Here is a 26015-nt window from a genome sequence, read left to right on the forward strand (position 1 = left end):
TTAGAGGAATTGCCACAAGATACGATAAGCTAAAACGTAACTATCAAAGCGCTGTTGCTTTAGCTTGTATATTTATATGGTTGCCTCTTTAGCTCAATTTATCGGCTGTAAATGTCAACACACCCTAATCGAAAATTAATATCAAATTTAGAATTTTGAGGTTTTCAAGGCGACATTCCCAATCGGTTTGAATCAGCGAATAGTCTGGCCAATGAATAATATTTATCTTAAAAACACCCTACCTTAATACGAATAACTCTATACCTCCACCGATACCCTTAAATAAAGTGTCAAGCTATGACGCGACCCACTATTACTTTAGTCACAAGTTTGGCATCATAGTTTTTAGTAAATAACTGAATAATGATAAATGACTCAAATGCGTTGGCTTGAACTGCTTTCTACAGTTCGTATTGGTAGTAATAAACATAGCTCTGAACAGGCACGTAGCCCTTTCCACAAAGACTACGACCGCATTATTTTTTCGCAAAGCTTTCGACAATTAAACCGCAAGACCCAAGTCCATCCCCTCACCCAACATGATGGCATTCATACTCGCCTGACTCACTCTTTAGAAGTGTCTTGTATTGGACGTTCATTGGGGATGCTCGCGGCTGAAAAAATTAAAGATGAACTCCCGATGTGGATTTCACCTGCCGATGTCGGTGCAATTATTCAAGCTGCGTGCTTGGCACACGATATTGGTAATCCACCTTTTGGCCATGCAGGTGAATATGCTATTCGAGAATGGTTTGATGATGCATCACACACCAACTTTTTACAGGACTTAAGCCCTGAAGAAGAAGCCGACGTGAGACAGTTCGAAGGCAATGCCCAAGGTTTACGTTTACTGACTAAAATTGATTATCATCCGAATGATGGTGGTATGCGTTTAACCTATGCAACTTTAGGTGCATATTTAAAATACCCGTGGCTTTCAAAAACCATTGCATCGCAAGGCAATAAACCTGCAAGCCAACGGGCTAAATTTGGCTGCTATCAGGCAGAAAAAGAAATCTTGCAGCAAATTGCAGAGCAACTCGGTTTAATTCAACTGGGCGAATATCACTACTGTCGTCATCCGTTGACCTATTTGCTTGAAGCCGCAGATGACATTTGTTATGCCTTAATTGACCTTGAAGATGGCATTATCCTCAACATGTTGAACTATAACGAAGTTGAGCCAATTTTCCTTGATCTGGTCGGTGACTATGGCATACCTGCCGAATTGGCGATGACTGATACCACTTGGCAACAAAAAATAGCTGCATTACGTGGTCGTGTGATGAAACGTCTAGTCGAAGAAGTCACGACAGCCTTCGCCCGCCATCATCATGAAATTTTGTCAGGTCAACTTAAAGGCAGTTTATTGCAATATTGCAGTGAAGATATTGAGCGTGGAATTAACCGAGCAAAAGAATTAGCCCGCGATAAAATTTTTGAACATCCACAAAAAGCCGGCTTAGAGATTATTGCGCATCAAAGTCTACAAAATATTTTAGATGCCTTTATTCCTCTAACTACGCCAAATAAAACTTTGAGTTTTAAAGAACAACGACTGATGTCCATTCTTCACCGTTCGGGGGCACATTTTGGGCCGTTGCATTATGAAAACATCATGCAAGTATTGGATATTATCTCTAAATTTTCAGACCATCAGGCTTATAACCTTGCACAAGAACTTCAAGGCAATAAAGTTGGTTTCTTTTAAACCTGAAAAAATGTGAAGGCTAGTAATTCGCTGGCCTTCACGCTAATCTCACAACAAATTGAAATTGAGCAAATGGCTCAGACTAAACTGAAATAAAGTGAATAAATGACATGATCGGATGTTTAATTGGCGAAGTGCTGGCATTGGAAGCACCAACGGTATTACTCAATGTAAATGGTGTGGGCTATGAAATTGACACCCCACTTTCAACATTTTGCCAACTACAAAAAGGTCAAAAAATTACCCTGTGGACACATCTAGCTGTTCGTGAAGATGCACAACTGCTGTATGGATTTAGCAATGCTCAAGAAAAACTGATTTTTCGCACACTTTTAAAAGTTAACGGCGTAGGCCCTAAAATGGCACTGGGCATTTTATCAACATTAAGTGTTGAAATGCTGATTCACACGGTTGAACATGAAGATGTAAACACTTTAGTCAAAGTTCCGGGTGTGGGTAAAAAGACCGCTGAACGCCTCATGATTGAGCTTCGTGATCGCTTTAAAGCCATGGCTTCAGGCACTGCACCAACCAATTCAACTGTTGAACAAATTCAATTTACAGGCAACTCTGCAGTTGCCGAAGCTGAGGCGGCATTGCAATCATTAGGTTACAAACCAATTGAAGCACAAAAATTAGTGAATGCTGCCAAAGGTGACTTTACTGAAGCCAGCGACATTATCCGTGCAGCACTTAAGTCGATGAATAAATAATTCAAATAGACATACCAATACACCTAAATTGGATACACGAAGGCGACATGGATGTCGCCATGTTGGATTGGGATATAAGGATATATCCTCAATCCAACACAAGATTTTTGTTACTTTTGATCTTTCAAAAGTAAAGCAATGCCTACACAATGGCACCTTAACACAAATCACAACTTGAGGCTGTGCCTCGAAAGTTCAGCCAGAGATTGATTTAATTATATGCAAGACCGTCTTATCAGTGGTTCAGAAAAACCCGAAGACCACTTCGACCGCGCCATCCGCCCAACTTCCCTTGATGACTACATCGGACAGCCTGTCGTCCGTGAACAAATGGAAATCTTTATCGGTGCTGCGCGTGGCCGTGAAGAAGCACTTGATCACACCTTAATTTTTGGCCCACCGGGTTTAGGTAAAACCACACTGGCCAATATTATTGCCCGTGAAATGGGCGGCAACTTAAAATCAACATCAGGCCCCGTCCTTGAGCGTGCAGGCGATTTGGCTGCAATGCTAACCAACCTCGAAGAAGGTGATGTTTTATTTATTGATGAGATCCATCGTCTTTCACCGGTCATCGAGGAAATTCTCTATCCAGCGATGGAGGATTACCAACTGGATATCATGATTGGTGAAGGCCCTGCTGCCCGTTCGATCAAACTGGATTTACCACCTTTTACCCTTGTGGCAGCGACGACTCGTGCAGGCCTACTGACCTCTCCTTTACGTGACCGTTTCGGTATCGTACAACGTTTAGAGTTTTATTCTGTCAAAGACTTAACGCATATTGTGACTCGTTCAGCCAACTTAATGGATGTACCGATTACTGAAGATGGCGCACTGGAAGTTGCACGTCGTGCACGTGGTACGCCACGTATTGCCAACCGTTTATTACGCCGTGTTCGAGATTATGCCCAAGTCAAAGGTACAGGCGAAGTGACCCAAGAAATGGCGCAACGTGCTTTAGATATGTTGAATGTGGATAAAGATGGTTTAGACACTTTAGACCGTCGTTATCTTTCAATGTTATTAGAACGTTTTGACGGCGGCCCTGCAGGTGTTGAAGCTTTGGCTGCAGCTATGGCAGAAGACTCAGGGACGCTAGAAGATGTGATCGAGCCTTACCTCATTCAGCAAGGTTATGTCATGCGTACTGCACGTGGACGTATTGCCACCAATATGGCTTATTTACAGTTTGGTATGACACCACCAGAGCCGAAAGATAAATAGACGATTATTCACTGAACGACTTCAGGGAGTTAAATTCTCCCTGAATGTTTATTTAAATTTTTAAATAAATTCAATCCACTACAAACAGCAAACTAAAATGATAAATCTTGAGAATAGAATAATTAACAAAATTAATAGCGAATACATTCAAAACCTTCCATTAGACAGTGCCATTGAAAACATTCCCAGAGAACAACCCATCAGTTCATTTAGCCCTAAACAAATGAGTGATTTTGAAAGTTTATTCCACACTGAATACAATTATTTTATCACTGTCGAATGTGAAAACATTCTTAGCAAAGAAACTATAGAAGTAGATGAAGATAACATCTTAACTATTAAGCAATCGCCTTCTGCATATCGTATAAAAAACCTGAGCTTCAACTATACTTCTGCCCTCATTTTTATTGGGACGTACTATCACGACGACGTACAAGTTTTGGTCAAGGAAAACTTTAAGCCAGCAAAAATTAATACATTTTATTTCAGCCTCTCATTCTTTGCTTTAGTCATACTCGTTTATGTGTTTTTCTGGATAGATCTAGCTAATAAACTTTTACTTATGTTAGTTATTGGCCTTGGCTTTTGCTGCTTAACGTATATGTATGAATCTTTAAAGGCATTACTCCCAAAGCAACAGAAAAAGAAAATGGAAGAAACTCACTTTCATATTGCGGGATATTTAGCAGCTCATCTACAGGATTTTGTCGATGCAAAATTTAAATTAGATGAACAAACAAATTAAAAGTAGTCTCTTTTTTAACCAATAATGACAACTACGAAAGTTAAAGATTTACGTGAGTTGAAACCTTGTGCCATTGGACTGATGACTCACGGTGCTAAACTGCCCGTCATTGAAGCACTTGACGAATCATTGAATTATCGCCATTTTTAAATGCTCTAATTCTATGCTGAAGTGCAGAACAATATTTTTCAGATTTTATAAAGACGGAACACTCTCATGGCGAATAAATTCGAATTCAACATTCGTGTATATATTGAAGATACAGATGCAGGTGGCATTGTTTACCACGCAAATCATATTCGCTTTATGGAACGTACCCGCACAGAATGGCTGCGCGCTTCAGGTGTAGACCATTATTGGCATCAAAAAGATTACAACTTTGTCGTTCATAAAATTAATGTGAAATATTCACGTCCTATATTAATGGATGACCTGATTACTGTTACAGCAAGTGTAGTTTCGTGTAAGGCTACGTCATTTGTGTTGCAACAAAATATTTATCGTGGTGATATTATGCTGGCATCAGGTGAGGTAGAATTGGCATGTATCAGTGCAGAGATGAAACCCCGTCGCCTTCCTGATGAAATACGTGAACTGATTCTGAAAGAATTGGAACAAGATTAAAAAAATTATTTGGCACATGTAGTAACTATGGCAACTCAACTAGAATCAACACTCAAAGTTTCAGACCTCATCTTACAAGCAAGTCCTGTCGTACAACTGGTAATGCTCCTGCTGCTCTTAGCTTCGTTATTCAGTTGGTATCTGATTGCCAAGTTACACATGAGTTATAAAAAAGCGCAGGCCGATGATGAACATTTCCAAAAAATCTTTTGGTCTGGCGCCGAACTCAACACTTTATACAACAATGCTCAGCTCAACTCGAAACGTGTTGGCCTCGAAGATGTTTTCTATCAAGGTTTAGGCGAGTTTTTCAAACTTAAAAAGCGTAATGCCAGCGCAGAACAATCCATTGAAGGTACAGAACGTATTCTTCGTGTGGGTTTAAGCCGTGACCAAGGACATTTAGAAAATGGTTTAGGGGCGCTTGCGAGTATTGGATCGGTTGCACCCTATGTTGGTTTATTCGGTACCGTTTGGGGCATTATGAACGCCTTTATTGGTTTAGCAGATGTTGACCAAGTCACCCTTGCTACGGTTGCTCCTGGTATTGCAGAAGCATTGATTGCAACGGCCATTGGTCTTTTTGCGGCAATTCCTGCTGTACTTGCATTTAACCATTTCACAGCCAAAGGTGAAGCCGTTTATAACGACCGTGCGCTTTTTGCCGAAGAAATGGTTGCGTTATTACAACGCCAGTCTGTAGGTTCAACTCAGGACAATGACTAATGGCTATTCAACGTTCTGGACGCTTTGAGCGCATCAAAAAACCATTAAAAAGTGACATGAACGTCGTACCTTATATTGATGTCATGTTAGTTCTATTGGTGATTTTCATGGTCACTGCACCTATGATCACCACAGGTGTCAAAGTCGACTTACCACAGGCAAATGGCACGCCTATGCAAGCGGAAGATCGCCCTGCGATTGTTACACTTGAGGCGGATGGGACGATCAAACTCGAAGATAAAAATCATCAGAATGATGTACTCACACTCGATGAACTAAAATCTGTTTTAACTGCTTCGCAAAATGAAGCCAACGAACAGAAAAAGCAAATGAGTGTCCTGATTAACGGCAGTGAATCTCGTCCTTATGGTGAAGTCATGAAACTCATGTCTGCCCTTCAAGATGCAGGTTTAACACAAGTAGGTTTACTGACTGAGCCATTAAAGTAATTTATGAACAATTTGAAAAAGCCACCGTTTAAACAAAAAGCTGTTGCAATAGGCTTCACGCTTGGCGTGCATGTCATTGCAGTGGTTGGCTTGCTTTATCTGGGCATGAGTAAACCACCTGAGCCCCCTAAAAAAATAACCACTGTTTTGGTAAAACCGGAAGATTTAAAACCTGTAACACGTGAAGTCACTGAGTTTGATGAAACAGCACATGAAAATGTTGCTGAACACATCACCCAAACCGCAGAACCGAGTGTAGAACCCACTCCCGAAATTCCAACGGCTGCGCCGCCTAAGCCTGTCGAAACACCGAAAGCAGATCCACAGCTCGCTGCACAACAAGCACTTGCCGCAGCCAAAGCACAGCAGCTTGCTGAACAAAAAGCCGCTGATCAGGCCAAACGCGCTCAAGATCAAGCGAAAGCTGCCGAAGCAGCAAAATTAAAAGCACAGCAAGATGCGAAAGCAGAAGCTACGCGTCAACGTGCAGAAGATGCAGCTAAAGCCAAATCCGATGCGATAGCCAAAGCCAATGCTGAAGCCGCTAAACGTAAAGCCGATGCTGATGCCAAAGCCAAGGCTGAAAAAATCCGTGCCGATGCTTTAAGAAAAGCAGAAGCTGACAAAGCCAAAGCTGCAGCAACGGCAAAAGCCAATGCAGATGCAAAAGCCAAGGCCAATGCGGATGCTGCAAAACGTAAAGCAGATGCAGACGCGAAAGCTAAAGCCAATGCGGAAGCTGCAAAACGTAAAGCAGATGCTGATGCAAAAGCTAAGGCCAATGCAGAAGCTGCAAAACGTAAAGCAGACGCCGATGCAAAAGCTAAAGCCAATGCGGAAGCTGCAAAACGTAAAGCAGATGCTGATGCCAAAGCTAAGGCCAATGCGGAAGCTGCAAAACGTAAAGCAGATGCTGATGCGAAAGCCAAGGCCAATGCAGAAGCTGCAAAACGTAAAGCAGATGCCGATGCAAAAGCCAAGGCAGATGCAAAGGCTAAAGCCGATGCCGAAGCGCGTGAACGTGCAGCTAAGGAAGCCAAAGCATCATCTGCGCGCAAAGCCGCTGAAGAAGCTGCGCAGAAAAAGGCTGAAGCGAAGAAAATTGCCTCAACTGCTAAACGTGATTTTGAAAATAAAATTCGTCGTGCATGGGATACGCCAAGTGGTTCATTAGGTAAGACAGCAACTGCTCGCATTCAACTAAATGATGATGGTTCAGTTCGATCTGCTGTTGTGAATTCAAGTGATCCTGATATGGAAGCCAGTATTAAAGCGGCTATTCGTCAAGCCGCACCTTATCCGATGCCATCGGATCCTGATGCTAGACGAGAAGCTCGTTCAATTACCTCAACTTTCACATCTGCACGTTAATTTTTAAAATCCCTGCATACATTGTGGGGATTTTTTATTTACTTCTATAAAGAATCATAAAAGATGAAACCACTTTTTTTATTTTCTACACTCTTACTTATTTGCAGCCAAACAATTGCTCAAAGTCGGTCAATTTATATCCCCTCTTCGGCAACGCCTGAAAATATATCATCCGAACAATTTGATGCTTTGCTGATGGATCATGCTAAAACAACTCAACTAGAGAAATCAGTACAGGACGTAAAAACGCCTCTTAAAACCATTCCAGATGCTTTAAATGAAGAAGAGGCAAAGAAAAAAGCAGAAGCCAAAAAAATTGCTCTCACAGCAAAAAAAGATTTTGCAGATAAAATTCGCCGTGCTTGGCAAGTTCCCAAAGGTTCTACAGGAAAATCGGCATCTGTACGTGTTAATCTCGCAGACAATGGACGTGTACATTCTATTATTATCAATTCTAGCGATCCAGATTTGAAAGCCAGTATTGAAACTGCCGTTCGCGATGCTGCACCATATCCGATGCCATCTGATCCAGAGGCACGTAAACAAGCGCGCATTTTTATAACAAAATTTATAGCGAAATAACGATACCCATTTAAATTTTTAAATTGATCATTGGACTAATTACAACTTATGGCACATTTGAAATTTTTGTTTCTATTTTCTGTAATGGCAGGCTGCTCATCATTCAGCTTTGCAAACCCTACCAGTTTTCAATCAGCTGCTCAGAATCAGCCCGACAAAATAGCCGCGCGTTCCTCGAACGCAGTAGAGGCTAGAGCCAGGGTATATTCGGAGCAAGAAAGAGCCGAATATGAACAAAAACGTGCCGAAGCAAATCAAAAAGCTGAAGAGTGCGCAACAAAAAAAGCTGAAGCTAGAGCGATTGCGTCCGTTGCAAAACACGCCATATCTTTAAAAATTTTGGGTCATTGGCAAGCTCCGCCAAATTCAACTGGGCAAGAAGCCCGTGCCAGAATTATCCTAAGCCCATCAGGTTCAGTCCAAAAGATCATCGTTAGCTACGCGCCCAATCAGGAATTTAAAGACAGTATTGAAAAAGCCGTTTACAGTTCCGCGCCTTTTGACTTGCCTGAACATCCAGATGTTCAACATGAAGCCCGCCTCATTTATATGTTGTTTCAATCCCAATAATGATCTTGAATCTACACAGAGTTTATTTTTTAATTAAAGCGCCAGCATGAGCGAAAATGTTTGCACACGAATTCACAGACGAATAACAGATTAATCATAATGTTGTGCTTTTAATAATTCAAAATCATGCCATTATGTGACACAACCAAATACAGACAATAACTCACATTTTTAGAGTAATTAGCGAATGATGGAAATGACGCGTAAACATCTTCTTTGCTTAGCCGTATTCACTGCTTTGAGCCCAGTTTTAGTGACTCAAACGCATGCGCAGCTTCACCTCGAAATCACTAAAGCTCCTGAAGAAGCACCTAAAATTGCGATCGTGCCTTTTAGTAATGACTCAAATATTTATCCAGTGGTTGAAAATGACTTGAACCGCTCAGGTAAATTTACCAGTGCCTCTAAAAACTTACCTGCAACTGCAACAATAAATTCACCTAATGCAGAAGCATGGAAAGCTGCAGGCGTACCCTATGTCGTGACCGGCACATCAAAAACAACGGCAGATGGCTCTTATGAAATTCACTACCAGCTGTATGATGTTGAAAAAAAACAATACCTGTTAAATGAATTACTCACTGTACCTGCTTCACGTTACCGCCAAGCAGCGCATATGATCAGTGATGCAATCTATCAAGCTTTAACGGGTATTCCAGGTGACTTCAGCGGCCGTATTGCCTATGTATTGCGTAATGCAGCAACACCAGATCAGCGCTATACCCTACAAATTGCAGATACGGATGGTGAACAACCCCGTACCATTTTGACTTCACGTGATCCAATCTTGTCCCCTGCATGGACGCCTGATGCGAAAAAGCTAGCCTATGTTTCATTTGAAACCAAACGCCCTGCGATTTACATCCAAGATTTAGCAAGTGGTAACCGTGAAAAAGTAGCAAGTTTCCGTGGCCTGAATGGTGCACCAAGCTTCTCACCTGATGGTAAATCAATGTTATTTACCGCATCGATGCATGGCAATCCTGAAATCTATCAGATGGATTTACAGACTCGCCAATTAAAACGCATGACCAATGACACAGCGATTGATACAGAAGCACGTTATGCCCCTGACGGTAAATCATTTATTTTTACCTCTGACCGTGGTGGCTCTCCACAAATTTACACCTACAACTTAAGTGCTGAAAGTGTCAAACGCTTGACTTTCCGTGGCGCTTTCAATGCACGTGGTACGTTAAGTGCGGACGGTAAAAAATTAGCTTTGGTACATCGTCCTAGCGGTAGTAACTATAAAGTTGCGGTTCAAGACATTGGTTCTGGTGTAACGAATATTTTAACGCCAACAAGTTTAGATGAATCCCCAAGCTTCTCACCAAATGGTCAAATGGTGGTGTACGCAACGCGTGAAGCAAACCGTGGTTTGCTCTCGATCATGTCTTTAGATGGTCGTTTCCGCATGAACTTACCAAGTGAACAAGGTGAAGTTCGTGAACCAGCTTGGGCACCGAAATAAACACTGCATGATTTATTCAACAATAACTTTTTAATGAAACATCATAAATAACCGTCATGGAGATCAATATGAAAGCGATGAAACTGATTGCATTACCTGTTTTAGCTACAGCATTAGTAATGACTGGTTGTGCCAACCGTAAACCTGCAGCAGACGTACAAGCAGGACAAAACCCAAATGGCTCAACCATTGTAAACACTTCTGGTTTAAGTGAAGATGCAGCACTCAATGCACAAAACCTAGCCGGTGCATCATCTAAAGGTGTAACTGAAGCGAATAAAGCATTTTTAGCGAAGCGCGTAGTACACTTTGACTACGACAGTACAGAGCTTAGCAATGAAGACTTACAAACCCTTCAAGCTCATGCACAGTTCCTTGTTGCTAATGCAAACTCACGCGTAGCTTTAACAGGTCATACCGATGAACGTGGTACTCGTGAATACAACATGGCGCTTGGTGAACGTCGTGCCAAAGCTGTTGAAAGCTTCCTGATTACAACAGGTGTAAACCCTAACCAGCTTGAAGCAGTCAGCTATGGTAAAGAAATGCCAATCAATGCGGGTCATGATGAAAATGCATGGAAAGAAAACCGCCGCGTAGAAATTAACTACGAAGCTGTTCCTCCGCTACTTAAATAAGACTTGAAAAAGTCTGAGCTAAAAAAAGCACTCATTAATGAGTGCTTTTTTATTTAACCCGTATCATTTAATTTATATCGTTTCATTTTCATCGTTCTGTTGCAACGTTCTGTGCTTTAACTCAATTTAGCCCTTTAACTCAGGATAAATTCAGTTAGCGGCTTTAGAACTTTAAGAAAATACCAATTAAAAATGCAAATGAACGACTTTTAAAACGAGATCCTTAGCTTTACCAACTAGAAAATTAGCTTAACAATCCAAATCATTACGCTTCTGCTTCTGGATGTTCAGCATTTTCTTTTTCTGTTTGCATCGACTCAATGAGGTCATGTTTATTGAACTTTTTATACTCTGCTTTAGCTTCGTAACTGCTCCAAGCAGCTTTTACGGTATCCGCAGAAATATCGTCTAAATTCAATCCCTCAGTTGCAGTCGGAGTCGCATCAAATTTTTGTGTGGTCATTGTTGTGCTCCCTGTCTTTCGATTTATACATTAGATTCAACATAGCATGTTATTCAGGACTTGCAAGGGTAAAATCACGACAAATAGTCTAGTTTAATTTTTCTTTTCCATCGTTCTCATCTAAAATGTTGCACAATCACATTTTTATCATTTTTGATAAATTAATATTTGGAGTTTTCCGGTTATGTCAAATCTCACCCTTTCCCAATTTCTACAACAACAAAGTGGTAATCTTACTCCTGCATTAGCACAAGTTATTGAAACAATTGGTAATACATGCAAAGACATCGACCTTCTTTTACAAAAAGGTGCTTTGGCTGGTGTATTGGGTAGCGCGCAACACGAAAACGTTCAAGGTGAAGAACAAAAGAAACTTGATGTCATTTCAAATGATTACCTCATCGATGCATTAAAAGTTCATCCACATGTCGGTGGTTTGGCATCTGAAGAATTAGATGAATTCACACCAGCTCAAGAAAATGGCGATTATCTTGTCTTGTTCGACCCATTAGATGGTTCAAGCAACATCGATATCAACATGTGTGTCGGCACAATTTTCTCAATTCTTCCTGCAAAAAATGCGGTAACGCAAGCTGAAGATTTCATGCAAGCGGGAGTTAACCAAGCGGCTGCAGGTTATGTACTGTATGGCCCATCAACAATGATGGCTCTAACTGTCGGTGCTGGCGTAGTCTTCTTTACTTTTGATCCAGAAAGCAAAGAATTCTTATTAACTAAAGATGCGATTGCGGTTGCAGCAGACACTAAAGAATATGCAATTAATGCATCGAACCAACGTCACTGGGAAGAACCTGTAAAACGTTATATCGACGAACTTCTTGCAGGTAAAACTGGCCCGCGTGAAAAAGACTTCAATATGCGTTGGGTCGCATGTATGGTGGGTGATATTCATCGTATTCTTTGCCGTAGCGGTATCTTCATGTACCCATACGACTTCAAAGATCCGAAAAAAGCAGGCCGTCTACGTTTAATGTATGAAGCAAACCCAATGAGTATGTTAATGGAACAAGCTGGCGGTGCTTCTACAACAGGCCGTGTCCGCATTCTAGACATCCAACCTACAGAACTTCATCAACGTGTTCCTGTGATTATTGGTTCTAAAAACGAAGTTGACCTAGTTACGTCATACCATAATTAATTTCTTATAACGAAAGTCAGTATTTTTACTGACTTTCGTGGATATCTCCCTCATGGCTCTGATTTATCTCGAATCAAAAGACAACCCGAAAATTAAGCACCTCCGTGGCTTAATTGAACAAAATGCCTACCGTAAAAAACAAGGTCAAACTGTTTTGGAAGGCACACACTTGGTGTTGTCATGGTTAGACTCAAAACGTCCAATCAAATCGATTTTCACCACTGAACAAGCAATTAACCATTCCGACTTCGACCGCATTGCGGAACAATATCAAGGTGCGGTGTTTATTCTAAGTGAATCTTTATATAAAGATATCAGTACACTTGGAACATCTATTGCTTGCTTAGCGATTGTGGATTTACCAAGTTCAAGTGAAGCGCTTAACTTCAGTGAAGACACCTTAATTTTAGACAACATTCAAGACCCCGGTAATGTAGGCACCCTACTCCGTTCTGCTGCCGCGGCGGGTATTGAGCAAGTTGTTTGTACCAAAGGCTCTGCATCACTCTGGTCACCGCGTGTATTACGCGCAGGTATGGGCGCACATTTTTCATTAAATACCTTTGAAAATATTGCCCTTGAAGATATTTTGACTAAATTCAAAATTCCAGTGTATGCAACAAGCTCACATCAGTCTGAAAACCTATATAGCAAAAATTTACGCAAACAATGTGTGTGGATTTTAGGCAATGAAGGTCAAGGTGTTTCTGAGTATGCATTACAACATGCAGAAGCCGTTGCGATTCCTCAACCGGGTGGTCAAGAATCGTTAAACGTAGCCATTGCTGGCTCGATCTGTTTTTTTGAAATGGTACGTCAGCGTCAGTAAAATCGTTATTTTATTGTATTTAGCGCTTAAGCCTGAAAAAAATAGACTACACTAGAAAAAATAATAATTCTTTTTGTCAACCTAACCGTTATTTCCATCGTTATTTGTATATGAATATGGAAATAATGGTGGGTATCCGATGACAGGATTTTCCATCTCTATGGATTTAGCACCCAAAAAGTCCGAGACGCAAGACAGCAGTGTTTTAAAAAGCACGGCTGAGTCTCGCCTGAAAAACTTCATGAATGAAGTGACGGGGCGTGCTTTAGTAATGATGGAAAGTGCAACGCACGGTCAACATGGCATTGCCATGGACTTGGTGCAAGAAGCCTTTATTTCCTTACATAAAGCTTATGCTGAAAAATCCACAGAGGAATGGTATCCCCTGTTTTACACCATTTTAAATAACAAGCTGCAAGACTGGCGTCGAAAAGAAGCACGTCGTTCGCAGCCGTTTTCCTTATTTAGAAAAGTCAGCCTAGATGACGATGATGTCGAAATACAGGATGTGGTAGATGAATCTACACCAAACCCTTTCGACTTTCTGGATCAGGCTGTCACTGCAGAAGAAATACAAAATGCTATCGCAGAACTTCCAGTCCGCCAGCAACAAGCATTTATGTTGCGAGCTTGGGAAGGCTTTGATACACATACAACTGCAGAAATTATGAATTGTTCCGAAGGCAGTGTGAAAACACATTACCACCGTGCCATTCAAGGTTTACGTACCGCTTTGGCACATTTGAATCCACATATGGGAGGATCATCCGAATGAAACAAGATGATTTCTTAAAGCAAGTAACTTCCAAACTTGATGGACTCGCACAGCACCACAAAGACAAAGCAACTGTCATGAATAACGTGCTTGAAGATATTCATCAGCACGAAACTTCACGTTATGGTTTTTGGAAAATATCTGGCTTTGCACTTGCAGCAGCAATTGCAGGTTTTGTCATTTTACCGAATGCGACTGTACTGGATGACAAACCACAAAATCAGGTGATTTCAACCCCTAAGCTCTCCCCTCAAATGGTAGAAGATCTTGAAATGTTGATGGTTCTGGGTGAGGACAAAGTTCCACATGGCAGCTAAAAAATTAGCAATTGCATTCTGTGCTTTTAGTTTTTTGCAAACCAGTTTTGCTGGCTTTGATCGCTTTTGGATATTTTCAAAAGATGCAGATACTCAAGTCAATGAAACTTGGAATTCGCTATCTGAAGCAGAACAACAGGCTTTAATTAAAAAGTATCAGGCACTCAAAGAGATTCCTGCAGATCAACGTGTCAGCTTGCAACAGCGCATGGATTGGTTCACTCAACTTCCAGATAGTGAAAAGCAACGTATGCGCGAAACTTGGCAAAAAATGAGTACTTTAGAACGTAAAGAACTCGCGACACGTATGCAAAAAGCTAGTCCTGATGAACGACCTGCTATTCGCGATGAGTATATCAACAAATATTTACAGCCTATCGCTGTCGCTCACTAATCTAAAACAGCAGCATGTTGCGAAAATCAAATCAATTAAATTAGTTAAGCCATGAAAAGCCTCTTATCGAGGCTTTTTTATTGTATTACTTGCTCAACCGACGTTGACGATACATACCTAAACCAATCAGTGTCAACAGCCCAAATAATCCCATCGAACCACCGCCGCTAGAAGAAGAGTTGGTGTTTTTCGCGGTATTCTTAAGAGTCAGAATTGCATTGCTTGATGCAATGCCATCACTATCAATAACGCTATATTCAACAGGATAGTCAAACTGACTAAAGCCATTTTTTACAGAGAAGGTAATCTTGCCACCGTAGCAAGTTTCCTTTAAATAACTTGCTGGGCAACTGCCACTATACTCAGCTTCAAAGTTTAAACCTGCTGGGATTTTCGTAAAACGAATTGGGATAATTTGACCTTCTTCATTTTTATGCCATACCGATTTGCCCGCTGGCATAGATGTAACTGGACCATCACCATCATCATTAGCATTTTCTAATAAATTATTGACTGTAACAGACAAATTATTTGACGGACTAATCGTATATTGAGCAGCTTTGGCCACTGGGGTCATATTTTTAAAGGCCACACGTACTACACCAGAGGATTCCGCCTGACTCCCTGTCTTTTGTTTTAGCGTATATTTACAAAAACCGTATTCGGTAGGTGCTGTTGTTGCCCCACTGGTGCGATAAATAACGATTTGTTTTATTCCCGCATCCCAATCACAGTGCAGGTCATGCGGTGGATTACCTACGATACTTGCTTCGCCTGTACTAGACACCGTAATTTCACTACCGATGCCGATTGGTGAAGTCGTCACGGTATAGTTGTCAGCATTTAAGGCAATTTGTCGTGTTTCAGCACTACCATTCACAGACTCTTCTTGAGGTAATGATGCCGGGAACGGATCAAAATAAACCGCACGATATTTAAGGTTATTTTTTAATGCACTTAATACCGCTTCGTACTTTGTTAAATCATCCTGATTGGCAACTTTGTATTCTGCATAATCAGGATCATCGATATCCTTTTTCAAAGCATCAATTGTATTTTGATACTTATCTTGCAGAGCTGTTAAAGACTCATTGGTAATATCTGCCATATCTGCTGCGGTTAAATTCATTAACTCAACCGAACCAATATCACATGTGTTTCTTTGCGTAGGTGATAACTGTAAAGTACCATCTGTGATCCGCAAAATACCCCGTTGATCCGCATCACTACAACCTTCTAAGCCAAGATTGATCAAGTCAAAACCGCTGCCGATTGCTTTCGGGTAATACAAAGGTAAATACAAATTATAAGCAGATTTTGTTTGTAGGGCGCTTAATAAAGTGCCCATAGCATAGCTACTTACGTCATGGTTTTGCAGAAAGCTTTCCGTACTATTCAGCACACTTTCGGGTAAATCACACTGTGCGGCTGCCAGTTCAAAAGCGTTATTACTTGCAACAAATTTTTGACTATTATCAGGTACAGCGTTATTGAGATAACGACAAGATTTACCACCAGTATTGTAGGCCAATACATTGAAATACCAAGCCTTTGTACCATTGTTATCATAATAATAGGTACTAGCCGCATTGTTCTCGACTATTGTATTACTGGTTAAAACGAAGCTAGAAAAAGCACTTAAACGTTCCGTTCCCTGAGAAATGGCACGGATAATACTACCCGTATTTGGATTTGCTTGGTTTTTTGCAATCGTATTTGCTGTCAGTTCAACTTTGGCATTTCCACAGAAGTCCATCACACTATTGCTCGTCGATGAACCATTTTGAATAATACTGCTTTGCTGGAACACAATTTCAGGCTGGGTATCCCCCAAGTTGCCGATACAGTCCATAGCTACCACACTACCTTTAGGTGCGACGTTACCCTGAACTAAACTGCTCACCAATAATGTTTTTTTCGACATATTATGCGCAACGGAGTAGATCGCACCGCCAGCAACTTTGGCCTGAGAGTTTTCAATTGCACCATTATTTAAGGTAAATGCTCCCCCTAAATACAAGGCACCACCACGGTCTTCTGCCATCCCGCCAGTAAGGCGTACATTATTGACGATAAAGTTGGCTTCTGAGCGTGAAGTATTAAAAATACGCGATTTGCCTTGGGCATTAATCGTCGTTCTAATATCTTCATAGGCAGGAAATTTCTGCGTCAGTAAATTTTTTGAATCATAGTTAAAGCGACTTTTCCCCTCTATCACGATCTGATTTAGAGGAACTAACTCACCTTTGGTCAGAAGATATTCACCTGCTTCAAGTTGAATATAATCGGTCTGCCCATTATTTGGATTACCGACATTACATCCACCAAAAGATTTGTTTTTACGTGCAGTTTCAATCGCTTCACGTAAAGAACATTGATTGAGATTTTCACCATTTTCATCATCAAAGGTCGTAACTTTGATGATGTTACTTGTCGCTGCCATAGATGACATAGCCGCAAGGACCATGACCGCCAGCAATCCTTTTTTATAATTTTTCATGTGCTGTCCTTAATTCTATCCAGACTATTTTTTAAAGCGACGAAATCCAACTAAGCCAAGCAGCGCAAAAATACTCGCCCAGCCTAGAGCACCACCCGAAGTTTTAACGGTTTTACTTTCCATTTCATTGTTTGGTTCTTGGAAAATACGCACTTCTGCAGCTAAATAATTTTTTGCCGAAGTATTAAAACGGGTTGAAGACGTCACCACACGCAATTCAAAAATATCTGCGCCATGCCAATTTCCATTTGGCGTGTATTCAAAATCACCATTCAAATTCAGTGTAAATTTACCTTTAGATTCGGTGCTTTGTACAATTATTGGGCAACCATCTTGCCATGGCTCACCCGTTGAATTTGCCATACCCATCACTTTTGAACATTCTTCTTTTGGAATTAAATCACTGTCACCTAATGCATCTAAAATATTAAACTTGGCTACTTCACCTGTACGAATGTCTTTACCTAATCGAGGCATGCTCACAGGAACCACAATTTCTATAGCCCCACGATCACACCAAACATCATCCAAATTACGATTTTTTCCACGCTGATCAGAAGACTCGCAATACACATGATGCTCATTGCCATCTGCTGTGGTCTTCCCCTTATTTAATATCGGGCTTGAGAAAATCGTTTCGTAATCTAATAAAATACGAGGACGTAAATAACCAATAAATGCGTTATTTGCTGTGGTAAATGGACAGAAAAGTGCATTACGATCTTCTGTTAAGGTTTTACAGCTACCTTCATCTTCACCCGCAATTAAACTCGTCCCAGACCATACATCATTTAAATTTGCAGCAGGCCCAACAGGACAACTCGCAGCCACTAAGTTGTTATAAAAAACAGATTGGTCTGTTCCTGAGTTCACGACTTTACAATCTTGAGCGGTACCACTGAGCGCATTACCAATCACCACACTATTGGCTAAATAAGCATGCTCAGAGGTACTATTTAGTTCGATACCGCCACTGTTCTTCAGTACTGTAATATTATTGAGTGCTAAACCATCACGTAAGTTGACAGCAAAACCTTTGTTTTTGAAAAAGGTACTATTGGCAATAATATTTTGAGGATTACTGAACACCAACTTGCTGATGTCTGCGAGCCCATTTTGATTGTAAACAATCGCTCGACCAGAAGTGCTTTCATTATTTTTGAACAAAGATGTATAGATTTCATAAGCCGGTGCTTCTGAGTAAATTGCACCACCATCTACCGCTTTGTTGTTTTGAAAAATCGTGGTTCGTATATATAGACGGCTCGCTACAGCTGCGCCATCTTCTGAAAATCCAACATTGTAGATTGCACCACCAAGTCGTGCATAGCCATCTTCAAACTTTACATTTTCAAGTGTGAGTTTTTCATTATTAAAAATGATGCCGCCTTTATCAGCACATTGATCTTGCTTACATCCTTTAAATGAAATTTCTTTAAAATTGATCGCAATTAGTTCTTTTTCGCCATCATTAATATTAAAAATTTGATCCTTACCCGTCATTTCAATGACGGCATTATTAAGACCGAGTACGACATCTTCATTGACGTTACTGCCATACGCCGTTTTCAGATTCAGTTCTGCTTTAATATCAATTTTTTTAGTGAGTTTATAAACTTCATTTTTTTTCAGAGAAATTGAGGCATAGGCGTCTTTACCCCCGCAACCATTATATCCGGCTTCTGGCATACCATTATTGATATATTCTATGGCTTCACGAAGTGAACATTCCTTGTCATCCTTTACAACATCTTCAGTGGTTGTAACGATAATTTCTGCGCTAAATGCATGACCTGCCATGAGAAGCATGCCAATGCCTATGCTCTGTTTGAGCATATCCATCTCCTTAAATATTTTTTATCTTTTTATTCTTAAGTTGCACAATCCTTGCAACATTAAAATATTTTTACGTACTTTGTCACAGCTTGAGTAATTACTCAAGAATTTTTATTGCTTACCGATATTCATCAATTAGGGCAAAAATCTGTCTTAAATTTGCATGACTCAATTTGACTTTTTCACCTTTTAACATCTGAATCAGTTGTTCTAAAGAGCGAAGTAAAATAGACGCCTGATGCGGCCCATGTGCCAACAAATAATCCACAATTTGTTGATCCATATGGATGCCACGTCGCGCTAAAACAGAGTTAACGAGCGCTTGACGGTCTGCGTATAAGCTACCATTCGGCACTTTCACACTAACAGCCTGAGTTAATCTAGACTGTAGGTCTGGCAGTTCAAGTTTGAGTTCAATTGGCGCCAGTCGAGATGAAAAGACCAATTGACCACCTTCTTCGTTATTATAGTTAATCAGGTGAAAAACGGCTTTTTGCCAATGTGGAACTCCACTGATGGCTTCAATATCATCTAAAGCCACCAAGTCATAGCGATCTAGTGAAGTAATCGCTTCAGTGGGCGCATCGAGCAGTTCAAGCAATGAAACTTGAATTGCTGATTTGCCAATTTCTAAATAAGAATCACATATTGCAGACAGTAAATGGCTTTTTCCTGTACCAGCTCCACCATAGATATAGAAACGATTCATTAATCCTGCATGTAATTGACGTACACCATCGATTACATGTCCCCAACTCGGCCCAGAAAAATCACTAATTCGGGCATCGAGCTGGGGTTCTATATCTAACTGCAATTGACGCATATCTATATTTTGGCCTTATCAATCTTTATGTTCTGATCGTTCAATGTTACTCGAAATTTCAGGATCTTGCAGCGAATTTGCAGACTGATTTTTGAGCTCAATATCGACAGCAATTTGATTGGTTTCTACGCTTAATGTGCCAATTTCAGCATCATTCACCACAAGTACATCATTTCGGTATAAATTACTTTTCTCATAATTTTCACGCGCATGACGTAATAACACCACAATAATCGCTGCAACGGGTAGTGCAATGAGCATTCCGAGGAGTCCTGCCAATTGCGCGCCTGCAAGGACTGCAAATACCACTGCCACAGGAGACAAACCAATTTTGTCGCCTAATAAGAAAGGCTGTAAAATATAACCTTCTATTGCCTGCCCTACCATGAATACCACCAGTACTAAGGCCAAATGCACCCAATCCAAACCGAATTGGAACAGGCAAGCCACAATTGCCGAAATAATACCAACCGCAAAACCCAAATACGGAATAATACTGGCTAGACCCGCAATCATCCCGATGATGATGCCGACCTCAATACCCACCAATTGAAGTCCAACCGCATATACAACGCCCAATAAGAACATTACCAAGAATTGGCCTTTTACAAATGCACCTAAAACTTCATGACATTCGCCCACGATTGTGAGCGTGCTTTTTTCATATTTACGTGGAATAAGTCGACGCATGTTTTCTAACATTCGTTCCCAATCTAATAAGAAATAGAAAGCTATGATTGGAATTAAGACAATCGTGCCACCAATCTGTATGAAATTCAGACCCGATTGTGCCACTTTTAACAACATGGCTTGGATACTGTCTGCACTATAGTTGGTTTGAATATACTCCATGATCGCTGCTGACATTTGCTCTGTATCAATTTCCATCGGTACAAGATTAAATGTCTCTGATAACCACGGCAGGAATGTATAGTTGACCCAATGAATATTGCTTGGAATATTGTTTTTCGCATACATCAACTGTTCCCATACCAGTGGTACGAGGAACCACATTGCAAGGAATATAGCAACACCAATTCCAATAAAGACCAAACTGATAGATAACCAGCGCGGCAAGCCAATATTATGTAATTTATCGACTAAAGGGCTAAATAAATATGCAATTAGAAATGCGCCGATAAAAGGAACAACTACAGGCTTTAATAAGTATAAAACCCATATGATCAATGCTATCCCAGCAAGAATAAATATTCGGCGCAAGGTGCGATCACCCATATAAAGTCACCTTTTTTCAATGTAATCGTTATAGAAAGGAAAATATTTTAATAAAGATAACATTTTAGTGCGAAATAGCATAAGAGTTTTGCATATTCAGGTTATAATCCCCGCGCGAATGCGGAGACTTCATTATGAGCAACTCAACTTCTACCCCAAACACTGGTTTAAGCTACAAAGATGCAGGTGTCGACATTGAAGCGGGCGACGCGTTAGTCGATCGTATCAAATCTGTCGCGAAACGTACTGCACGTCCTGAAGTAATGGGCGGCCTAGGCGGCTTCGGCGCTCTTTGTAAAATTCCTAAAGGTTATGAAGAACCTGTTCTCGTATCTGGCACAGATGGTGTTGGTACAAAATTGCGTTTAGCATTGAATTTGAACCGTCATGACACAATTGGTCAAGACTTGGTTGCAATGTGCGTAAACGATCTTCTTGTATGTGGTGCTGAACCACTGTTCTTCCTTGACTACTATGCAACTGGCCACCTCAACGTTGACGTTGCAGCAAATGTTGTAACTGGTATCGGTGCGGGTTGTGAACTTGCAGGCTGTGCATTGGTTGGCGGTGAAACTGCTGAAATGCCAGGTATGTATGAAGGCGAAGACTATGACCTTGCAGGTTTCTGCGTAGGTGTAGTTGAGCAAAGCAAAATTATTGATGGCTCTAAAGTTAAAGCGGGTGACGTTTTAGTTGGTGTTGCATCTTCTGGCGCACACTCAAACGGTTACTCACTTCTTCGTAAAATTTTAGATGTGAAAAACGTTGACCTTACTCAAATCGTTGATGGTCGTCCACTTGCAGATACAGCAATGGAACCAACACGTATTTATGTAAAACCAATTCTTCAGTTATTGAAAGAAGTGGATGTACACGCTATGGCGCACATCACAGGCGGCGGTTTACCGGGTAACTTACCTCGCGTACTGCCAAATGGTGCTCAAGCGGTAGTCAATGAAGCATCTTGGGAATGGCCAGAATTATTCAAACTACTTCAAAAAGAAGGTGGTGTTGAACAATTTGAAATGTACCGCACATTTAACTGTGGCGTAGGTATGGTTCTCGTGGTTGATGCAGCCGATGCTGACAAAACTGTTGAATTACTCAATAGCCTTGGCGAAAAAGCATTCACAATGGGTCACATTGCAGATAATGCTGAATCTGTTGAAGGCGCTGACGAAAAAATCCGTGTAGTTTTCGCATAAGCAACGTTCATGATTAAAATTGCTGTACTTGTTTCAGGTAGCGGATCTAACCTGCAAGCCCTGATCGATGCCAATCTATCAGGTCAAATCGTTGGGGTGATTTCCAATAGACCTGACGCTTTTGCACTGCAACGTGCAAGAAAAGCAAATATTGCAACTGCAGTCATTGAACATAAGCAATATCCAAGTCGTGAAGCTTTTGATGATGTGATGCATCAACAACTGCTCGACTGGGATGTTGACTTGGTGATTTTGGCAGGCTTTATGCGCATTTTAAGCGCAAAATTTGTCAAAGCATGGGAAGGAAAAATGATTAACATTCACCCTTCTCTGCTGCCAAATTATAAAGGAATGCATACTCATCAACGTGTTTTAAACACCGGTGATGTCTTCCATGGCTGTACAGTTCACTATGTGACTGCAGAGCTGGATGCTGGTCAAGCGCTTGCTCAAGGCGTACTTAAAGTCAATGTGCATGATCATGCTGAAAGTCTGGCAGATCGCATTCACGTGCTTGAGCATGTGATTTACCCTCAAGTCGCAGAATGGATCTGTAATGGTACGATCCAACATACTGCTGATGGGGTGTTATATCGCAATCAACCGATGCAAGAACCTATTCAATTCTGCAAGTTTTAAAATCAGTTTTATCTATTTTAAATAGAAATAAAAAACGCATCCTTGGATGCGTTTTTTATTTGACTACATTTAATCATTCATGTTTGGCATGAACCGCTAACATTTGTTTGATCAGCTCCACCGTTTCTACTGGTTTTTCTAATGGAAACATATGACTCCCACCAACCACTTTAAATGGAATCGCAAATTTTTTCTCGACCATTTGTGGAAAGTGCCGAGCCAAAAATGGTCCTTGCTCTGCAATTAACTGCTGTACAGGCACTTGTGGTTGAGCCTGAGGTAACCACCACAGTGAAGGGTTTGTTCGAAAAATATGAACCTCATCATCACGTGAAATCGTTAATTCCACCCCACCACGCAGTTTATCGTCCATCAATGCATAATCAATATAAGCTTGATAACAGTCTGGATCGAAATCTTTATAAAAACCTTTCGGCCTTAAAAGCTCCGCTGCTTGTTCACGACTGTCCCAATGATCACGACGACGTTTCGACAAGCCTGCGGGCGACATTTTATCGAGGACTTTAAGTTTGAGGAGTTTTGCAATGTGCAAAGCAAAAGACTCTTTCCCCATGATCATAGGCGGATCAATCATTAACACTTGTTCAAACAATTCTGGGCGTTGTAACGCAGCCTGAAATGTTAAAACCGAACCTAATGAGTGACCTAATCCAATCACCTTACGACCATTGGCCTGACGTACAATACTATCAATGACTTGCTGTGTTAAGCTCTTCCAATGGTTATCGATTGGGTAACGCTTATCTGGCCCAAGTAGCGGCACATAGATCACATCATATTCATCACTTAATAAATCAAACAATTTTTGATAAACCAGTGATGGCACGCCATTGGCGTGCGCAAAATGAATTAACGGTTTCATTGTAACTTCGTGCTGTTTTCAGATTGAACCTGTTGTGACAATGCGCTTGCCAAACCTTGACCAAATGAACTTCCCATACGACCAAGTACAGAATCAAATGGACTATTTTCAATGGTGTAGTTCACAGCTTTTTCAGTTTTCAACTCACGTTTCAGGCTATTTAAACTACCTGTACGGTCAGCAATACCCAGCTTCACAGCCTGATCACCTGTCCAAAATAAACCTGAGAAAATAGCCGGATCATTCGATTTTAATTTCTTACCGCGACCTTCTTTCACGGCATTAATAAAATGCGCATGAACGTTATCGAGTACACCTTGAACATGTGCTTTTTGTGCAGCATCGACAGGTTGAGTCATGGATAAAATCGCTTTGTTCTCACCCGAAGTCATGGTGCGGTCTTCTACACCAAACTTTTGCATCAAACCACTAACGCCATAGTTCGGCATGATCACGCCAATTGAACCCACTAAACTTGAAGGATTGACAATAATTTCATCTGCGGCAGAAGCAATATAGTACGCACCTGAAGCACCAGTATCACCAATAATGGCATACAGTTTTTTATCGGTATGGGCTTTTTTCAAGTACTGAATTTCTTGCCAGATTTCATCAGACTGAACAGGTGAACCACCCGGTGAATTAATATTTAAAACAACCGCTTTGCTTTGTTTATTTTCATAAGCTTTTTTCAAAGCTTTGATGGTATTTGCGCTGTTTACACTTTGCTTGTCCGCTGCAATGGTCCCAATGATATCAACCACGGCAATATGTGAGCCCACTGTTGCTGCAGGATCTGATGATGACATGCTGCAACTTTTTGCCATCGCAATGATAATAAATAGCAAATAAGCAAAGGTTAAAAATTTAAAAAATATACCCCATCTACGTGCTCTACGTTGTTCCTCAACGGAAGAAAGCACGGCTTTTTCTAATATTTTCCATTCATTTCCAGTTGGCTGCTGGATATTGTTTGAAGAACTTTGCTGTTTTTCTTCAGGTTTTGGTGGCCATTCGGACATAAAAAAAACCTAGTTAATCGTTAATTTGTAGTCATTATATACACGCTAATCGCTATAACTGTCTAATCAATTCATTTTCCCCTATAATTATTTTAAATTTTCTTTCATTTGTATCAGACTTAAACAAGATGACCGACCAAAATTCACAGGACACCACATATCACCTGTTAAAATTTATCAGCCGTCAACCTATTCAAATTTCTAGATTAATTGCAAAAGGTTTGGCTGGGTTAGTCAATGTTTTAAAAATCTCTAAAACCTACTCTACGATTCAACGCAATCTTAAAATTGCATTGCCTGAATTATCAGAGTCAGCTCGCATTCAACTCACTAAACAAGCGATTCGAAACGAACTTTGTTCTTATTTTGAATTTTTTAACATTTGGGGTGCAAGTACAGAAAAAAATATTCAACGAATTCATCACGTACATGGCGCTGAATATTTACATGAAGCGCTCGCCCTACAAAAAGGCGTTGTACTCGTAGTACCACATTTTGGTACTTGGGAAATCATGAATGCATGGGTTGCGCAGTACACTCAAATGACCATCATGTACAAGCCGGTAAAAAGTGAATCTGCCAACAATTTTGTTCGTGCTGCACGAAGCCGCGAGCAAGCCACATTGGTTCCAACCGATGAATCAGGTGTACGTCAAATTTTCAAAGCCTTAAAACAAGGTGGGACGACAGTGATTTTGCCAGACCATACGCCAAATGCCGGCGGCGAAATGATCCCTTATTTTGGCATCCCATTAAAAACCAGTAATTTAAGTGCCAAACTGATTCAAAAAACCAAAGCACGTGCACTCCTACTTTATGCTATTCGCAATGATAATCATGGTTTTGATATGCATATCGAACCTATCGATGACAATATTTATCAAGGTAATGCAGATGATGGCTCAATGGTTATCTTTAAAGCAGTGGAAGATTTAATCCATCGTTACCCAGAGCATTATCACTGGAGCTATAAACGCTTTAAAGCCAATCCAAAATTGAGAAATCTATACAATATTAGTGACGAAGAGGCTGCTCAACGCATTCATGATATTCGTGAGGAATATCAACAACAGCAAGCAATGACAGTGGCTGAATAACATCTTC

General features: G+C 40.7%; 27 protein-coding genes and 2 pseudogenes. 22 read left to right on the forward strand and 7 right to left on the reverse strand.

Annotated features, from left to right (window positions below; translation table 11 throughout):
• The 14 genes and pseudogenes from FTT94_RS03740 to pal form a co-directional block, all read left to right on the forward strand.
• Window positions 1–92, forward strand: a pseudogene (locus tag FTT94_RS03740) (IS5/IS1182 family transposase); the annotation flags it as partial.
• A gap of 278 nt (window positions 93–370) precedes the next feature.
• A complete protein-coding gene (locus FTT94_RS03745; RefSeq protein ID WP_180009963.1) occupies window positions 371–1711 on the forward strand; it encodes a deoxyguanosinetriphosphate triphosphohydrolase in 1341 nt (446 codons plus the stop codon).
• A gap of 110 nt (window positions 1712–1821) precedes the next feature.
• On the forward strand, window positions 1822–2424 hold the full coding sequence (ruvA, locus tag FTT94_RS03750) for a Holliday junction branch migration protein RuvA (protein ID WP_168378057.1): 603 nt from the start codon (window positions 1822–1824) through the stop codon (window positions 2422–2424).
• A gap of 219 nt (window positions 2425–2643) precedes the next feature.
• Window positions 2644–3651 (forward strand): Holliday junction branch migration DNA helicase RuvB, encoded by a 1008-nt coding sequence (gene ruvB / locus FTT94_RS03755; protein WP_180093671.1) that lies wholly within the window; start codon window positions 2644–2646, stop codon window positions 3649–3651.
• Between the two features lie 97 nt (window positions 3652–3748).
• Window positions 3749–4396 (forward strand): hypothetical protein, encoded by a 648-nt coding sequence (locus FTT94_RS03760; protein ID WP_180170258.1) that lies wholly within the window; start codon window positions 3749–3751, stop codon window positions 4394–4396.
• A gap of 24 nt (window positions 4397–4420) precedes the next feature.
• Entirely contained in the window at window positions 4421–4546 is a 126-nt protein-coding gene (locus tag FTT94_RS16600; protein WP_257223222.1) for a hypothetical protein, read from the forward strand.
• 66 nt (window positions 4547–4612) lie between these two features.
• Window positions 4613–5020 carry a tol-pal system-associated acyl-CoA thioesterase gene (ybgC, locus tag FTT94_RS03765; protein ID WP_078190367.1) on the forward strand — a complete coding sequence of 136 codons (408 nt, stop codon included), beginning with the start codon at window positions 4613–4615 and terminating at the stop codon, window positions 5018–5020.
• Between the two features lie 27 nt (window positions 5021–5047).
• On the forward strand, window positions 5048–5746 hold the full coding sequence (gene tolQ, locus FTT94_RS03770; RefSeq protein ID WP_078192037.1) for a protein TolQ: 699 nt from the start codon (window positions 5048–5050) through the stop codon (window positions 5744–5746).
• Window positions 5746–6195 carry a protein TolR gene (gene tolR / locus FTT94_RS03775; RefSeq protein ID WP_078190369.1) on the forward strand — a complete coding sequence of 150 codons (450 nt, stop codon included), beginning with the start codon at window positions 5746–5748 and terminating at the stop codon, window positions 6193–6195. The genes tolQ and tolR overlap by 1 nt, the downstream gene beginning before the upstream one ends.
• Window positions 6196–6198: 3 nt before the next feature.
• A complete protein-coding gene (gene tolA / locus FTT94_RS03780) occupies window positions 6199–7566 on the forward strand; it encodes a cell envelope integrity protein TolA (RefSeq protein WP_180170259.1) in 1368 nt (455 codons plus the stop codon).
• 279 nt (window positions 7567–7845) lie between these two features.
• A pseudogene (locus FTT94_RS16605) lies at window positions 7846–8148 on the forward strand (cell envelope integrity protein TolA); the annotation flags it as partial.
• A gap of 48 nt (window positions 8149–8196) precedes the next feature.
• Window positions 8197–8718, forward strand: a complete 522-nt coding sequence (locus FTT94_RS03790) for a TonB C-terminal domain-containing protein (protein ID WP_180170261.1) — start codon at window positions 8197–8199, stop codon at window positions 8716–8718.
• 190 nt (window positions 8719–8908) lie between these two features.
• Window positions 8909–10192: a Tol-Pal system beta propeller repeat protein TolB gene (gene tolB / locus FTT94_RS03795; RefSeq protein WP_171319182.1), complete on the forward strand. Its 1284-nt coding sequence runs from the start codon at window positions 8909–8911 to the stop codon at window positions 10190–10192.
• Between the two features lie 68 nt (window positions 10193–10260).
• Window positions 10261–10830 carry a peptidoglycan-associated lipoprotein Pal gene (gene pal / locus FTT94_RS03800; protein ID WP_180170262.1) on the forward strand — a complete coding sequence of 190 codons (570 nt, stop codon included), beginning with the start codon at window positions 10261–10263 and terminating at the stop codon, window positions 10828–10830.
• A gap of 265 nt (window positions 10831–11095) precedes the next feature.
• On the opposite strand, the gene FTT94_RS03805 is transcribed toward pal, so the two are convergent.
• Window positions 11096–11293, reverse strand: coding sequence for an NF038105 family protein (locus FTT94_RS03805; protein ID WP_078190373.1), 198 nt, complete (start codon window positions 11291–11293; stop codon window positions 11096–11098).
• A gap of 184 nt (window positions 11294–11477) precedes the next feature.
• On the opposite strand from FTT94_RS03805, the gene FTT94_RS03810 reads away from it, so the two are divergent.
• From FTT94_RS03810 to FTT94_RS03830, 5 genes are all read left to right on the forward strand, one after another.
• Window positions 11478–12452, forward strand: coding sequence for a class 1 fructose-bisphosphatase (locus FTT94_RS03810; protein WP_078192041.1), 975 nt, complete (start codon window positions 11478–11480; stop codon window positions 12450–12452).
• A 52-nt stretch (window positions 12453–12504) separates the two neighbouring features.
• On the forward strand, window positions 12505–13281 hold the full coding sequence (locus tag FTT94_RS03815; RefSeq protein ID WP_180170263.1) for an RNA methyltransferase: 777 nt from the start codon (window positions 12505–12507) through the stop codon (window positions 13279–13281).
• 160 nt (window positions 13282–13441) lie between these two features.
• Window positions 13442–14056: an RNA polymerase sigma factor gene (locus FTT94_RS03820; RefSeq protein WP_180021974.1), complete on the forward strand. Its 615-nt coding sequence runs from the start codon at window positions 13442–13444 to the stop codon at window positions 14054–14056.
• Window positions 14053–14373, forward strand: coding sequence for a hypothetical protein (locus tag FTT94_RS03825; protein WP_180040175.1), 321 nt, complete (start codon window positions 14053–14055; stop codon window positions 14371–14373). The genes FTT94_RS03820 and FTT94_RS03825 overlap by 4 nt, the downstream gene beginning before the upstream one ends.
• Complete coding sequence (locus FTT94_RS03830) at window positions 14363–14767, forward strand: DUF3106 domain-containing protein (protein ID WP_180170264.1); 405 nt, start codon at window positions 14363–14365, stop codon at window positions 14765–14767. Before FTT94_RS03825 ends, FTT94_RS03830 begins: the two co-directional genes overlap by 11 nt.
• 85 nt (window positions 14768–14852) lie before the next feature.
• Here FTT94_RS03830 and FTT94_RS03835 read toward each other — a convergent pair whose 3' ends face one another.
• The 4 genes from FTT94_RS03835 to cxpE all read right to left on the reverse strand — a co-directional run bounded on the left by FTT94_RS03835 (window position 14853) and on the right by cxpE (window position 21162).
• Window positions 14853–17267 carry a CSLREA domain-containing protein gene (locus tag FTT94_RS03835; protein ID WP_180170265.1) on the reverse strand — a complete coding sequence of 805 codons (2415 nt, stop codon included), beginning with the start codon at window positions 17265–17267 and terminating at the stop codon, window positions 14853–14855.
• A 24-nt stretch (window positions 17268–17291) separates the two neighbouring features.
• Window positions 17292–19103: a rhombotarget A gene (gene rbtA / locus FTT94_RS03840; protein WP_180170266.1), complete on the reverse strand. Its 1812-nt coding sequence runs from the start codon at window positions 19101–19103 to the stop codon at window positions 17292–17294.
• A gap of 118 nt (window positions 19104–19221) precedes the next feature.
• Window positions 19222–19926 (reverse strand): DnaA regulatory inactivator Hda, encoded by a 705-nt coding sequence (gene hda / locus FTT94_RS03845; RefSeq protein ID WP_078190380.1) that lies wholly within the window; start codon window positions 19924–19926, stop codon window positions 19222–19224.
• 18 nt (window positions 19927–19944) lie between these two features.
• Window positions 19945–21162: a chloramphenicol efflux transporter CxpE gene (cxpE, locus tag FTT94_RS03850; RefSeq protein ID WP_180063182.1), complete on the reverse strand. Its 1218-nt coding sequence runs from the start codon at window positions 21160–21162 to the stop codon at window positions 19945–19947.
• A gap of 134 nt (window positions 21163–21296) precedes the next feature.
• Between cxpE and purM the strand changes: the two genes are divergently transcribed.
• Together purM and purN are read left to right on the forward strand one after the other, a co-directional pair.
• Window positions 21297–22367, forward strand: a complete 1071-nt coding sequence (gene purM, locus FTT94_RS03855) for a phosphoribosylformylglycinamidine cyclo-ligase (protein WP_078190382.1) — start codon at window positions 21297–21299, stop codon at window positions 22365–22367.
• A gap of 9 nt (window positions 22368–22376) precedes the next feature.
• Complete coding sequence (gene purN / locus FTT94_RS03860; RefSeq protein WP_180170267.1) at window positions 22377–23006, forward strand: phosphoribosylglycinamide formyltransferase; 630 nt, start codon at window positions 22377–22379, stop codon at window positions 23004–23006.
• 73 nt (window positions 23007–23079) lie between these two features.
• Here the strand turns inward: purN and FTT94_RS03865 are convergent, their stop codons facing one another.
• Together FTT94_RS03865 and sppA are read right to left on the reverse strand one after the other, a co-directional pair.
• Window positions 23080–23889 carry an alpha/beta fold hydrolase gene (locus tag FTT94_RS03865; RefSeq protein WP_180170268.1) on the reverse strand — a complete coding sequence of 270 codons (810 nt, stop codon included), beginning with the start codon at window positions 23887–23889 and terminating at the stop codon, window positions 23080–23082.
• On the reverse strand, window positions 23886–24911 hold the full coding sequence (gene sppA, locus FTT94_RS03870) for a signal peptide peptidase SppA (RefSeq protein WP_180170269.1): 1026 nt from the start codon (window positions 24909–24911) through the stop codon (window positions 23886–23888). Before sppA ends, FTT94_RS03865 begins: the two co-directional genes overlap by 4 nt.
• A gap of 128 nt (window positions 24912–25039) precedes the next feature.
• On the opposite strand from sppA, the gene FTT94_RS03875 reads away from it, so the two are divergent.
• Entirely contained in the window at window positions 25040–26008 is a 969-nt protein-coding gene (locus FTT94_RS03875) for a lysophospholipid acyltransferase family protein (protein ID WP_180170270.1), read from the forward strand.
• Window positions 26009–26015: the final 7 nt, after the last annotated feature.

Origin of the sequence: Acinetobacter sp. YH12027 (genome assembly GCF_013420085.1) — a bacterium.
In the GTDB taxonomy this organism is placed as follows: Bacteria; Pseudomonadota; Gammaproteobacteria; order Pseudomonadales; family Moraxellaceae; genus Acinetobacter; species Acinetobacter amyesii.